We start from the raw sequence: 14,427 nt of genomic DNA on the forward strand, positions 1-14,427 counted from the left end.
CCGAGGAGAAAGACATGATTGGAAAACTGTCGATACGCAATAAAATCATTATCGCCATGTGCACCATGGGGCTGTTGCTGTTGATTATTGCCATCTCGGTACAGATAAAAAACCGTACCATTGAATCCTATGCGGTGAGTGTTGGTCAGGATGATATTCCTGCGGCAATTTTGTCGTTGAGTATGCTTGATGAACTTGGTGACATGAATTCAAATGTACTGGAATTCATTACGGGAGAGGCGGAAGAGAAAGAAGATTTTGTCGCCAACTACACTGAATTTGTGACTTTCTTCGAGCAGTTAAAGCAACTCAACTCGGTTGATCCGGTATTAATGCGACAGTTAGACGATTTGTCCAAACGATATTATGGCGACATGGAAACGTTAGTCTTTCATCAGTTTGACCCGAGTTTAGAAATTCATGCTGTAGCACAATATAACCGACTAATCACTGAGTCCTCAGAGCCACTCGAGCGATTGCTAGATGCGTTAAAGGAAGAAGAAGTAGCTGATGCAGGGAGAACGGGAGATTTCCAAGAGGTACTGAATGATGACCTACCTGGGGTTCGATATTATCTCGAGTTGATAGATGAGCAGGGCGATATGATGTCGGCGCTCAACGACTATATGCGAGGTGAAATCGGTGCGGTAGATGCATTTGAAAAAGAGGCTCGCACTTTTGCCGGTTTCCTTTCTCAAATCAAACCTCTCGAGAGAAAACCGAATGAAATACAAAGCTTAAGCCAGGTAGAACGGATGTATATGGAAATCTACAATGGTGGTAAGGATATTTTTGCGACATACCGACCAAGAGACAAGCTTGAAGCTGCCACTCAAATCGACAAACTTGAACACGAAGTCTTTCGAAAACTAGAGACGATTCTTGATCAAATTAGCTCAACAGCAAACGATCGAAGTGCGGAGTCTTTAAGTCACCTAATCGATGCGGCAAGAGAAAGTATATCGCTAATCTGGAGCCTACTAGGGTTAGCGGTAGTCCTAGCATTTGTCATTGCACTGTTTTTGATTAAAGGTATCGTCATACCGATTAAAGCGCTTGCTGAAGCGGCGGAAGATTTACGCTCAGGTGAAGGGGATTTGACGAGAAGGATCCCCGACTTTGGTTCAGATGAAGTGGGCGAAACAGCTCAAAGTTTTAATGGGTTTATCGACAAGCTTCAGAATATTCTACTTGATATCCAAAATTCGGTAGAGTCAATTGCTCATAGCACCAATGAAGTCACTACTACTTCTCAAATGCTCAGCACCACGTCTAGTCAGCTCGCCGCGAGTGTAGAAGAAACCAGTGCATCACTTGACCAAATGAGTTCCTCCATCTCAATGAATACCGATAACTCTAAAGTAACAAATGGTATTGCTACGCAATCTAGCTCTGAAGCCAATGAAGGGGGGCAAGCGGTAAATGATACCGTTGATGCAATGACAGCTATCGCTGAGAAGATTGGCATTATTGAAGATATTGCCTATAAAACGAATTTGTTGGCACTTAACGCTGCAATAGAAGCCGCACGTGCTGGCGAGCATGGCAAAGGCTTTGCTGTGGTCGCTGATGAGGTACGAAAACTGGCAGAACGAAGCCAAATTGCCGCGCAAGAAATCAGTACATTGGCGGATAACAGTGTGAAAGTGGCGCAGCATGCCGGTGACATGCTCAATCGAATGGTGCCAAATATTCAAAAAACAGCCGATTTGGTACAAGAAATTACGGCGGCTTCTACAGAACAAAGCACCAGTGTTGCAGAGATAAATCGAACCGTTTCTAAGCTTGACGAAATTGCACAACAAAATGCGTCTGCTTCAGAAGAGCTAGCGTCAACAGCGGTAATGGTTCAGGAACAAACCAGTGAAATTAGAAAAACAGTCAGCTTTTTCAAACTCACCTCAGAAGGGGACCGTTCGTACCGGCAAGGGGAGAGACAAAGTTCAGTAAGATCAGAGAAGCACGGAAAAAGAGCTAAACCTGAATCTGGTTATATTCCTTTTAAAGATTAGGAGAGCGTCGTGAGTGAATGCGAAATCAAAACACATCGTCACGATAAGTACTTAGAATTTAAAGTAGGTTCGAGCCTCTTTGCCTATCCGATCGCCAAAATTAAGGAGATCATGGAATACCCACAAGTTGAGCCTATAACGGGGGCGCCGAACTACATCAAAGGGGCGATGAACTTACGTGGCGAACTTCTACCTATTTTTGAACTCTCTTTGTGTTTAGGTAAAGAGACCTTACAAGTTGGCCCAAAAACCTGTGTCGTAGTGACAGAGCTAGAGCATCACGGTGAACGTTTTTATATTGGAAATAAAGTCGATTTGGTTACACAAGTTATTGACATAAATGATGATCAACTCGAGCCAGTTCCAGATCTAGCAGGTAACTTAGCTAACCCTCTGCTTAAAGGTTTAGCGAAACTTGATTCACGGCTATTAACTATTATCGATGTTGACCAGTTGTTACACAGTGCTCAATGGGATTGGTTGTCACAACACCAAAACGGGCCGAAAGAAAAGCCAAACATCGAGCCGCTGCAATCAAGTGAGCCATCATTGCCAGATACTTTAGGCACAGGAGATTAATTGTGACGGAACTACTCGACTACGAGATCACCGAACAAGATGGTATGGGGCTTCTGTTTGTCGATATAGGATATGAGGTCTTTGCTATTCCAATCCACTCAGTAAAAGAGGTCATAGAGCTATGCCAAATAACAACCGTACCGATGTGCTCTGATGTGATTAATGGCGTGATCAATGTTCGAGGGAGTGTCGTTCCAGTTATTAATGCTGCAATTCGATTAGAGCTGGATCAAAGTCAAAAATACGATAAATTCAGCTGTATAGTGCTGTATGAATACACTGATCAAACAACTCAAGAATTGGTTGTAATTGGGCTCATCGTCAATCGAGTACGTTCTATCGAGATGGTTAACAGCAGCATGAATACAAATAAGCCGGCGTTTGGTTCTCATATTCCTGAGCAATTTGTTATGCGGATGATTCGAGTTCATGGGCAAGTATTTCCGATTCTCGATATGCCGGTTTTGCTTAATAGCCAAGTCATCAATCAAGAGATGTTAAGCCATCAGCAATCACTCCTGCGCTTTAGAGAGTAGCGGAATGGCAAAAGTAATGAGTGACGAGCAGTTTGTACAAATTCAAAAATTGGTTGAGGCGTATACTGGTATTCACTTGGCTAGCCATAAACGGAGCATGGTCGAAAACCGTCTTCAGGCTCGTCTTGCTACTAATCAATGTGACAGTTTCAATCAATATTTGTCGTCTCTAGCTGATCACAGTGAAGAGGGGGAGTTTTGGCAGTTTATCGACAAAATGACCACTCATGAGACCTCATTTTTCCGTGAAGAGTACCAGTTTGAAGCGCTATGTAGGCTTTTGCCTAGTCTATGTGAAACCAGACAAATTAAAGTTTGGAGCGCGGCATGCTCCACGGGGGAAGAGGCGTATACGCTAGCTATGGTATTGCAAAATGTGGTGGGTTCAGGTCGGTGGTCGCTATTAGGGACTGATATTTCAGAGCTTGCCATTGAACAAGCGAAGCGGTGTCAATATGACTTATCGCTGGCAGAGAAGATACCATCTCATTACCGACGGGCTTATTGTTTAAAAGGCGTAGGCTCGTTTTCTGACCACTTCACGTTAATTAAAGCGTTACGAAATTTCTGTCATTTTCAGTCTCACAATTTATTGCAATCAAAAGGTCATAATCTTTACGATATTATTTTCTTAAGAAATATTTTGATCTACTTTCCGACCGAAACTCAACTACTGATAGTGAACAATATTCTTTCGGCCTTGAAGGTTAGTGGGTTTCTATTTTTAGGACATAGTGAAAATGTTTTACGAGATAACCCAAACGTAGAGTTAATCGACAATTGTATCTACCGAAAGGTGGCCCATGAATAAAGAACCATTCAAAGTCTTTATCGTTGATGACTCGGCGGTAATGAGGCAAGTGCTTGGAGAGGTTGTTGATGCTGACAAAGATCTCACTCTGATTGGTGTTGCACCTGATCCTTTGTTGGCAATGAGAAAAATGGATAAGCAGTGGCCAGACGTTATTTTACTCGACATAGCCATGCCTAAAATGGATGGAATTACATTTTTGAAGCAGATCATGTCAACACATCCAACGCCTACTGTTATTTGTTCCTCTAAAACAGAGGAAAAGCCTAACTTAAGCCTTGAAGCTCTCTCTTCTGGTGCCATTGAAGTGATAAATAAGCCACAGAGCTGCCTTTCTGATTACCTTCACTCGCAAGAGGTTTCTTGTATTTTAAAAGCTTTAAAACACGCTGCAACGGTAAAGGTAAAAGCGTTAACCTACCTAGGGGAAGAGGCGTATAGAGAGAAGCACACTGCGGATGTAGTGCTGCAAGTTACCCATAAAAAAGTGACGTCTGTCGACCGTATTATTGTTCTTGGGGCTTCCACTGGTGGAACTGACGCTGTATCTCGATTTTTGGCTAAAACTCCAATGGGTAGTCCGCCAATTGTCATTGTTCAGCACATGCCTGCAAAATTTACCAAAGCATTTGCAGAGCGACTCAATCACGAAAATGCTCATCAAGTGATTGAAGCAGAGGATAAAATGGCCCTTCAATCAGGGTTTGTATATATAGCGCCAGGAGGGGTACATCTTATGATCGGCTGTTACTCTGGCCATTATTACCTAGAATTAAAGGATGGGCCGTTGGTTTCAAGGCATAAGCCATCGGTAGATGTTTTATTCCGCTCTGCCGCTCAAGTAGCCGGAGAAAATGCTATAGGCGTGATTTTAACCGGAATGGGTAATGATGGAGCACAAGGAATGATGGAATTGCGTCAAGCCGGTGCAATGACCTTGGCTCAAGATGAAGAAAGTAGCTTAGTGTTTGGCATGCCAAAAGAGGCAATAGCAAAGGGTGGCGTAAAAGGCGTATTTTCCCTTCACGCGTTACCTTATCAAGTTCAAAAGGCGTTGGTGGATAAATGAATTCGTTGAGTGAGCAGTTGTTAGCGTTAAAAATAGCTTACATAGAAATTGATAATGACTTAATGGTTCAGTCCTTATCAGCAGAAGCTAAGTTACTATTTCGAACACAAATTAGCGCTAGTTTGTTTGCTGCTGATATTGGGTTTGTGGACGATCAATACCAACGTGTCGATTTACCTCAATTACTTCGTGAAACGATTACCCTACAGAAGACAAGTGACATTGAAGTGGGCATTAGCTACCCAGATAAAAATGTCGAATGGATCAAACTATCGGTAATGTACCACGGTAATTTATGTATGTTACACGCTGTTGAACAAGGGGAACTCATCACGACGCGTCGACTGAATCGCCAACTTTCGATGCTCGATCCCCATACCGGCCTTTTATATCGCGAAGCGTTCTTAGCGAAGATTTCGAATGAGTACCATCATGGCTTAGTGTGCTGTGTCCGTATTTGTAATTACCAACGAATAAATGAGATCTGGGGAACCGCGGTTGCAAATCTCGTTTTTATGGAAATATTAGCTCGAGTCACGACTGAAGTAGAAAGCGCAATATGCAGTAAACACTCAACGGACAGCTTTAATATATTTATCCCCCCGGAAGTCCAGTTTGATGTTGAAAGTTTTTACAGCGTGCTTAATGCACCTTTCCATTTCAATAACCGACATTTCTTCAGTAATGTTGCTTTGGGTTACTACCTTGAAAAAGACGGAGATTCCCATGCTCAAAGTTTAAATAAGGCTGAGATGGCGATATTGGATGTGCTGTCTGAGCGAGTTCGTTTAGCGGAGTTTCAAGAAGATTTAGCCAAACAAATAGAGCATCAAAATAATCTTGAAACTGAGTTTCGAGCAGCGGTGAGTCAAGATAACCTTGATGATTCATTTTACGTTTTGTTTCAACCAGTTCACGATACTGTCAGTGAAAAAGTAACCGGTGCTGAGTGTTTAATTCGCTGGACGTTAAATGGAAAAATGGTATCACCTGTCGAGTTTATTCCTATAGCAGAGAAAATTGGAGATATAGGAATTTTGACTCAGTTTAATATTCGCAAACTGCAAGAACTCATTACCAAGCTAGAAACAAAAGGTGTTGATACAGATACACTTCTGTTTGCCCTTAACATTAGTGTGGTAGAGATATTAGATGTGGATTTTGTCGATAAATTATTGCTCGCCATAGAGCAGGCTAAACTTACCCCTAAAAATATCAAATTAGAGTTAACCGAGTCGGCGTTAATCGACAATTTTAATTATGTAAATCAAGTGTTAGAGCAACTTCAAACCTTTGGATTTAAAGTGTCGATTGATGACTTTGGTACAGGGTTTTCGAGCCTGAGCTACTTATGTCGATTGAGCTTTGACGAGATCAAAATTGATAGAGCCTTTGTTACTCATGTGGTTGATGATGCAAAATTACAAACAGTGTTTAATTCAATCGCGTCACTGGCTACAAACTTAGATAAACCTGTTGTTGCTGAAGGGGTAGAAACAATGGAGCAGTTAATTTACGCCAAAGAGAAAAATATTCAATTTATTCAAGGTTACTACTTTAGTAAACCTCTAGAAGGAAAGGCGTTCATTGATTACGTTGTGGACAAAAGTAGCGATTGAGAACGTTAGGCAATAAAAACCTAGCATTAAAAGAGAACATAACCCTAGTCTCTTCTTTCCATTTCGCCTGTTTCAAATACAACATTGGCCAGCACTAGCTAGCCATTGTTATTAGGGTCTAAAACACGACTAAGTTTAACGTCTTTTAGGCGGTCTATTCCCACCATTATTTCGGTTATCACCTTGAGAACCTTGACCTGATTTTCCACCTTGGCTTGGTCGACCGCTACTACTTGGCTTCCCATTTTGACTAGGTTTACCACCGCGGTTTGGCTTTTGCCCCTGCCCAGAACCTTGCTTACCTGAGCCTGCTTTTCCTGCGCCTTGGTTATTGGAATTACGGCCTTTATTGCCATTACCTTCATCCGGTGTTGAGCGGTTAGGGCCAAATCCAGGTTGGTTTTTGGTATGTTTAGTCGCGAATCGGTTTGCACCATGACGCCCTGATTTTCTACGTTGGGCTGGAGTCCGTGCATCCAAATCTTCTTCTGGAACTAAGCAGTTTGGCTTATCACCAATTAGGTGTTTTTTACCCATATTGATTAGCGCTTCACGAATGATCTTCCAATTGTCTGGATCGTGGTAACGAAGCAATGCTTTGTGCAGACGACGCTGGCGATCACCCTTAGGAACGGGTACATCTTCACGTTTTTTGTATTTAACGCGTTTGAGAGGGTTAGTCTCTGAGTAATACATAGATGTAGCATTACACATTGGAGATGGATAGAAGTTCTGAACTTGGTCGCACTCGTAATTGTGTTTTTTCAGCCACATTGCAAGGTTAAGCATATCCTCATCTTCTGTTCCCGGGTGAGCGGAGATAAAGTAAGGGATCAAGTATTGCTTTTTACCTGCTTCAGCACTGTACTTCTCGAACATCTCTTTAAAACGGTCGTAAGTACCCATGCCTGGCTTCATCATAAGGTCCAGAGGGCCTTTTTCAGTATGCTCAGGAGCTATCTTTAGATAACCACCTACGTGGTGGGTTACAAGCTCCCGTACATATTCAGGAGATTCGATAGCTAAGTCGTAACGAACACCAGATGCGATCATGATCTTCTTCACACCCGGAACCTTTCTCGCTTCGCGATAGAGATCGATAGTGTGCTGGTGGTCAGTATTAAGCTTCTCACAGATCTTAGGGAAAACACATGAAGGACGACGACAATTAATTTCCGCTTTAGGGTCTGAACAACCTAAGCGGTACATGTTCGCCGTGGGGCCGCCTAAGTCAGAAATAGTACCTGTGAAACCGGGTACTTTATCTTTAATGTCTTCGATCTCTTCCAAAATCGACTCTTTAGAACGGTTTTGGATGATACGACCTTCGTGTTCTGTGATTGAGCAGAATGAACAACCTCCAAAACAACCACGCATGATATTCACTGAAGTTTTGATCATGTCATAAGCTGGGATTTTTGCTTTTCCATACATAGGGTGCGGGACACGCTTGTATGAAAGCCCAAATACGTAATCCATCTCTTCTGTCGCAAGAGGAATAGGGGCTTGGTTAACCCACAATTCACGATCGCCGTGGCGCTGAATTAATGCGCGGCCTGAGTATGGGTTTGTTTCTAGGTGAAGAATACGGCTAGCATGTGCGTACAAAATACGATCGTTATTTAGCTTTTCAAAAGCAGGAATGCGAACCGCTGTTGTTTTAGAATCATGACGCGAAGGGCGAACGGTGATTGGTTGCGCTTTTGGTTCTTCATCTTTCTTGGTATCACATTGCGTTTCAATTGCGTATGGGTTAACCGGAACATAAGCTTTGTTCGGTTTTTCAATACGTGAAGAGTCGATGATTTTAAAATGCTCAGGAGCGGCTGGCAAGCTAACCGCTGTTCCACGAACGTTCGTTAAATCTGAAATCTCTTCGCCATCGGCAAGGCGGTGGGCAACTTCGACTAAGGCACGCTCCGCGTTACCAAATAATAGGATGTCTGCTTTTGCATCGAATAATACAGAGCGACGAACTTTGTCTGACCAATAATCATAATGCGCAACACGACGTAGGCTGGCTTCAATACCACCAAGAACAATCGGTGTGCCTTTGTAGGCTTCGCGACAACGTTGAGAATAAACTAATGTTGCGCGATCTGGTCGTTTTCCACCTTCATTATTTGGCGTATAAGCGTCATCGTGTCGTAGTTTGCGATCAGATGTGTAGCGGTTGATCATCGAGTCCATGTTGCCCGCTGTTATGCCAAAGAATAAGTTTGGCTTACCCAGTTCCATGAAGGCGTCTTTGTTGTTCCACTCAGGCTGGGCAATGATGCCAACGCGGAAACCTTGAGCTTCAAGTAAACGGCCAATGATCGCCATACCAAAGCTTGGGTGGTCGACATACGCATCTCCGGTAACGATGATGATGTCACAGCTATCCCAACCAAGTTCATCCATCTCTTTTCTACTCGTCGGTAGAAAAGGAGCGGTTCCAAAACACTCTGCCCAGTATTTTTTATGTTCAAAGATTGGTGTGATTTTGCTGTGCATATTTTAACCTCTAGAAATGCGAGGGCAGATTATAGCGACTTGTTGAGCGAGTAGCTAGTTTAGTCGAAATCAAGCGAATATATTAAGCACAATTGGTCAGAATCTTTTCAATTTAACCTCAGTATAATTACGGTTTTCAACTATATTCATATGTAGAGAGAAAATAACGCTGAATAGAAAATATAGGTCAATACTATATCGATAAGGCTAGACGTTAACGGCTATGGAGAGGCTAATTATGGAAACTGAGAATACTGCGTTAGACAGTAAATCGCTTGAGGTTGGTGTACATGGTAGCGATATTATATTCAACTCCTCGGTCGCTTATGAGTGGCATTTAAATTTAGATAAACGCGAGTTTGATTTTGATAGAGAGATGATTGAAGGTTTGCTTCAATGTTCTGGCTTGATTCATTCGATGGATGACATCTTAGATTACATGCCTGCTCCCCAACAGAATGAAATGAAAAGTGCTCTTGTAAGAGTGCTGCAAACTGGGAAAAGTGAATACCTTAATTGCACTTTAATGCCTAAAGGGGGCGGGTTGGTTCAGGTTGAAGTGTATATGGAGAAGCCAGAGCATAATGCCATTAGCGGAACCTTTCGCCCTTTAATTGGTTTGTCGTCAATGAGTGATCTGTGTGAGATATTTCAGGTACTGTTTGAGAATAAACATCATGGCATCATTGTGACAGACAGTGATACTCGCATATTAACGTGCAACAGCTATTTCGAACAGTTAAAAGGTTTTGATAGAAATGAAATGCTTGGATTGAGAACGAACATTTTCAATGCAGGTAAACACTCTGATGAGTTCTATCAAGAAATGTGGCGTAAGATCGGTGAGGAAGGGCATTGGACAGGGAATATATTGAGTCGCCATGCCTCAGGCTCGATCAATCCTCAAGAGTTGACGATTCAGAAAATAAATCTAAGTAATGGCAAAGTTTATTATCTTGGTATGGCGGTCGACCTGTCTAATCAGCTATTTCGTATCGCTGATAAAGGGCTAGGGGGCGTTGAGCTCTTAACTCAGTTGCCAACTAAAGAAAAATTTACCGAGTTACTGGAAGAACTTTGCTGTTCAAATACCGTCGAGAGTAAAAAAATAGTCATTGCGCTACAACCTGACTTCTCTGAAATGAGCCTATTAGAATATCGCCAAGCTTTCTCTGATACCTTATCTCGAAGTCGTTACAGCAGCTTAGCGGGCTATCTCTCTAGTGGCGTATTTATTGTGTGTGTTGAAAGTGTCTCTCAAAATAAAATTAGTACTCAACGGGCATTGATGAAGTCTATTCGCCTGTTTTTTCAAGAAGTGAAATCAGAAGCAGGGAAACAGATACATAATAGTGTAGTCAATGGGCGTATCGGAGTGTCTATCATTGGTTACGACACTGATATTCCAAAGCGCTCTATTGCACACTCTATGCAAGCGATGATGGAGAGCCAGAAAAATGGGCAAACCAGTATCAGCTTCTATCACAGTAAAACACACCAAGAATTGGAACGAAAAAAACAGCTTGAAGTTATCGTCAGAGAGGCGATAGAAAACCAGCACCTTAGCGTTCACTATCAACCAATTATTAATGTTGCCACATGGCAAATTTCAAAATTTGAAGCACTTTGTCGATTTACTCCCGTTGATACCATTGATTTTACCACTCAAGAAATGGTTAATCTGGCGGAAGACTTGGAGCTGATCCCTCAGCTCGATACCGCCGTTGGTATCATCGCATTAGGCGATTTGGCCAGCATCAGAGCGATATGTGGGGAAGGGATTGGACTAACGATAAATCGTTCTTTGAATACTCCTTTGGGAACCGAACACGTGCTTCAGGAAACGTCAGACATGTTAGAGCAGTACGCTGACAGTTTTGAGTCGATCACTATTGAGTTAACTGAAAGTGCATATTTTGAAAGCAGTGCGAAACAAGGTGAAGCGTTGCAACGCATACGAGATAAAGGGGTAGGCATCGCTATTGATGATTTTGGTACCGGCTATTCATCATTTAGTTATCTACGTGACCGACATTTCGACACATTGAAAATTGACCGAGATTTCGTTCAAAATATTAAAAAAGGTTCTCACCAGTACCATATCGTTAAAATGATCACCGACCTTTCACATACGTTAGGCATTAAAGTGATCGCAGAAGGGGTCGAAACAATCAATGAGCTTAATGTACTCAAAGCTATTGGGATTGATTTTATGCAGGGATACCTATTTTCAAAACCCGTAGGAATTGAAAATATAGCGAAAACATTAGATTACAGAATGACGTTAGCAAAAGAGCTGGAAGAGTTTAAAAAAATGAAGGAGGCGAATACCCTTGTCGTCCTAGCATCGCAGTCTCTTGCCATGCTGGAGCCTAATATGCCACTGTCATCAGTCAATGACATCATTGGGACGAACTCAACTTTAACGTTCCCGATTGTTATCAATAAAAAATGTGTGGGTGTCGTCTCTAGATCGGAAGTTAACCTCCACATGACTCCACAGATGGGCACCGACTTGGAAAGCAATAAAGAAGCGGCGATTTGGCGACGGCCCGTTAATCAATTAATGCGGACTGAATTTTCCAAATTGGATTACTGTTTATCATTAACAGAGTTGGATCGACTGTTGGAAGAAAAAACACCTTTTCCTTGGGTTTTAGTCGATGAGCTAGGTGGCTATAAAGGGATTGTTGAAGCCGAAGCAGTCATGAACTATTTATTACAAATATAGTTAACTAATATAACTGTCAGTTACTGATTTTTGTCCTACGGTTAATAGTATCCATATCCCAAATATAGGTGCTAATGTGGCGCAATCACTGGTTGATGATCTTTCTTCATTGATAACCCATAGCCAATTACCGCATGTTGATTGGCTATGGCATATTAATGAACAAACGTTTGAAGTCGACCGAGAGCAGTGTGAAAAAGTGTTCGCTTCTCGTTTGCCACCATTGACTCGAAATGGCTTGCTGTCGTGCTTAAGCTTTGAAGATCAAGAGAACCTATTTAAAAAAATCTCCCGTAGTTGTCGTCACCATTCGTCACAAAAATACGCTTGCAGCTTCTCATTAGACAAAGGGAAAGTTTGCTATGCGGAGTTTCAAATATTTCCAAGCAGTGGAAAAACCGTAGAAGGAAAGCTGTATCCATTGCTTTCAATCCCTTCAACAGGGCAAACGTTCGCCTCACTATTTAAACAGATCTTAGATAATCCACACCATGGCATTGTGATTACTGACAGTGAGCGTAGCGTCTTATTGGTTAATGAGTATTTTGAACAACACACAGGGTATTCAAATCTTCACTTAGTAGGAAAATCAATAAACAGCATTAACTCTGCCAAACACAGTGAGAAGTTTTACCACTTTTTGTGGAAAGAGGTCACTGAAAAAGGGTACTGGAGTGGGGTGATACTCATTCAAACGGCAGAAGGTCAAATTATCCCCCAAGAGTTAACAATTCAAAAGATTGTGATTCGTGAACGTGTGTTTTATTTGGAGTGGTTCGTAGATCTATCAACCCATTTGTATCGAGTTGCTGATATAGAACATGGTGGTGTTGAGCTGCTAACACAACTTCCAACTGAATCTCAGTTTATCAAACGTGTTGCGAATCATTGGATGGATTGTGGTGAAGAAAAAATAGTGATGGCATTAGCGTTCGTGCCAAACTTTGCGAGTGGTGACGAGTTTGAAATGAAGTCTCGTTTGTCTGAGGAACTAGACAAAAACCGCCAAAGTTTCTTAGTCGGGTATTTGGGTAACAACCATTTCGTTGCGGCTTTGGAGTGTGAAAAGGTAGCAGGGCCTAGTCAGGTGCGTTTGATTCATCAGACGATACGACAGTTCTTTAGTTCATTAAATCAAAGTGCAGGTAAAGATATTCATGAGGCGATCGTTCAAGGGAAAGTCGGCGTCTCTGTTTTAGGCCATGATACGTATAATCCTAAGCTACTTGTGCCACATGCCATTCAAGCCATGTTAGAGCGAAGTTCACAAGCGAAAGGGATGATCACCTTCTATCACGGAGCTATCCATCGGGAAGTGCTACGTAGAAAAGAGCGGGAAGATCTCTTAATCAGTTCAATTAAACAAAAACGTATTGAAGTGTTCTATCAACCGATTGTTGATACCCATACTTGGGACGTCGTTAAATTTGAAGCGTTATGCCGCTTCCGAGATGAAAAAGGGCAATTAGAGAATACACAAGATATGGTTGCTATAGCTGAAGATATGGGGCTTGTCTCGGATTTAGATTGGTGTGTTGGCACACGGGCTCTGCAAGATTTAGTTGATATCCAACAACGATTTGGCCCAAATATTGGCTTAACCATCAATCGCTCACTCAATACACAACTTGGCGCTGAAGCTGTTTTAAAAAGCGCTGAAGTAATGATTGAAGACTACGCGAAAACACCAAATCTTATTACCATTGAATTAACAGAAAGTGCTTATTTCGATAGTGAATCTAGCCAATCGTCTTTAATTAAAAATATTCGTCAGCACGGTGTGAGCGTTGCCATTGATGATTTTGGAACGGGATACTCTTCATTTACTTACTTAAGTGATTGTAACTTTGATCTGCTCAAGATTGATAGAGAGTTTGTAATAGATATAAAAGTGGGGTCTCACAAATATCATATCGTTAAAATGATCACAGAGCTTTCCCATACGCTCGACGTAAAAGTGGTCGCGGAAGGAGTAGAAACAAGACAAGAGCTAGAAGTATTGTGTGGCATCGGCATTGACTATATACAAGGCTATTTCTTTTCAAAACCACTCCCGCTCAATGAGCTTCATGAAGCGTGGAGTTATCAAAGTCAATTGGAAGACTTCCTTAGCCGAAAATCGAGCGTGCGTGGTGTTGGAATATTAAGTTTATCTCAACTGCATGTACCGACGTTACAGCCCCAAGATACGATCAAAAAGGCCAAAGAGTTCTTTGACTCTCATCGCTTGAATCTAGACGTTTTACCTATTGTGGACGGTGAAACTTGTATTGGCTTGGTTGATAGAGAAAATCTGAATTATTATCTATCGCCAACGTTGGGTACAAAAATAGAAACTACCAAAGACTTAGCTATTTGGAATAAACCTTTAAACCAAGTTATGCGAACAGATATAATCCGGGTTCCCTATGCGACAAAAGTGTCTGACATAGCCTTACTATTAGCACAAGGTGCGCAACCACCATGGGTGATCACTGGTGAGATGGGGGCATATCTTGGCGTTATAACACATCAAGACCTTCTCAAATATTTTGCTGCAATGTAACGTCACTTAGCGTTGTTAAAGTAGAGTTA

Annotated in this window: 9 protein-coding genes; 8 read left to right on the forward strand and 1 reads right to left on the reverse strand. The window is 41.9% G+C overall.

Features of this window, described 5'->3' with window-relative positions; genetic code table 11:
- Positions 1-14 precede the first annotated feature (14 nt).
- From L4D20_RS10870 to L4D20_RS10895, 6 genes are read left to right on the forward strand one after another with little or no spacing between them, the layout of a single operon-like run.
- Entirely contained in the window at positions 15-2,012 is a 1,998-nt protein-coding gene (locus L4D20_RS10870) for a methyl-accepting chemotaxis protein (protein WP_428801588.1), read from the forward strand.
- 9 nt (positions 2,013-2,021) lie between these two features.
- Positions 2,022-2,591, forward strand: coding sequence for a chemotaxis protein CheW (locus L4D20_RS10875; protein ID WP_428801589.1), 570 nt, complete (start codon positions 2,022-2,024; stop codon positions 2,589-2,591).
- 2 nt (positions 2,592-2,593) lie between these two features.
- Positions 2,594-3,127, forward strand: coding sequence for a chemotaxis protein CheW (locus L4D20_RS10880; protein ID WP_428801590.1), 534 nt, complete (start codon positions 2,594-2,596; stop codon positions 3,125-3,127).
- A 4-nt stretch (positions 3,128-3,131) separates the two neighbouring features.
- Complete coding sequence (locus tag L4D20_RS10885) at positions 3,132-3,938, forward strand: CheR family methyltransferase (protein WP_428801591.1); 807 nt, start codon at positions 3,132-3,134, stop codon at positions 3,936-3,938.
- Positions 3,931-5,007, forward strand: coding sequence for a protein-glutamate methylesterase/protein-glutamine glutaminase (locus tag L4D20_RS10890; protein WP_428801592.1), 1,077 nt, complete (start codon positions 3,931-3,933; stop codon positions 5,005-5,007). Before L4D20_RS10885 ends, L4D20_RS10890 begins: the two co-directional genes overlap by 8 nt.
- On the forward strand, positions 5,004-6,626 hold the full coding sequence (locus tag L4D20_RS10895; RefSeq protein ID WP_428801593.1) for an EAL domain-containing protein: 1,623 nt from the start codon (positions 5,004-5,006) through the stop codon (positions 6,624-6,626). Before L4D20_RS10890 ends, L4D20_RS10895 begins: the two co-directional genes overlap by 4 nt.
- A 135-nt stretch (positions 6,627-6,761) precedes the next feature.
- On the opposite strand, the gene L4D20_RS10900 is transcribed toward L4D20_RS10895, so the two are convergent.
- Entirely contained in the window at positions 6,762-9,122 is a 2,361-nt protein-coding gene (locus L4D20_RS10900) for a YgiQ family radical SAM protein (protein WP_428801594.1), read from the reverse strand.
- Positions 9,123-9,360: 238 nt separating this feature from the next.
- Between L4D20_RS10900 and L4D20_RS10905 the strand changes: the two genes are divergently transcribed.
- Together L4D20_RS10905 and L4D20_RS10910 are read left to right on the forward strand one after the other, a co-directional pair.
- Positions 9,361-11,853 (forward strand): sensor domain-containing phosphodiesterase, encoded by a 2,493-nt coding sequence (locus tag L4D20_RS10905; protein ID WP_428801595.1) that lies wholly within the window; start codon positions 9,361-9,363, stop codon positions 11,851-11,853.
- A 76-nt stretch (positions 11,854-11,929) separates the two neighbouring features.
- Positions 11,930-14,398, forward strand: a complete 2,469-nt coding sequence (locus L4D20_RS10910; protein WP_428801596.1) for an EAL domain-containing protein — start codon at positions 11,930-11,932, stop codon at positions 14,396-14,398.
- Positions 14,399-14,427: the final 29 nt, after the last annotated feature.

The organism is Vibrio kyushuensis, from assembly GCF_050337325.1.
Lineage (GTDB): Bacteria > Pseudomonadota > Gammaproteobacteria > Enterobacterales > Vibrionaceae > Vibrio > Vibrio kyushuensis.

What these genes read in the sequence shown, in the direction of transcription:
- L4D20_RS10870 (WP_428801588.1), top strand. Translation starts at nt 15, where the DNA reads ATGATTGGAAAACTGTCGATACGCAATAAAATCATTATCGCCATGTGC.
- L4D20_RS10885 (WP_428801591.1), top strand. Translation starts at nt 3,132, where the DNA reads ATGGCAAAAGTAATGAGTGACGAGCAGTTTGTACAAATTCAAAAATTG.
- L4D20_RS10890 (WP_428801592.1), top strand. Translation starts at nt 3,931, where the DNA reads ATGAATAAAGAACCATTCAAAGTCTTTATCGTTGATGACTCGGCGGTA.
- L4D20_RS10895 (WP_428801593.1), top strand. Translation starts at nt 5,004, where the DNA reads ATGAATTCGTTGAGTGAGCAGTTGTTAGCGTTAAAAATAGCTTACATA.
- L4D20_RS10900 (WP_428801594.1), bottom strand. Translation starts at nt 9,122, where the DNA reads ATGCACAGCAAAATCACACCAATCTTTGAACATAAAAAATACTGGGCA.
- L4D20_RS10905 (WP_428801595.1), top strand. Translation starts at nt 9,361, where the DNA reads ATGGAAACTGAGAATACTGCGTTAGACAGTAAATCGCTTGAGGTTGGT.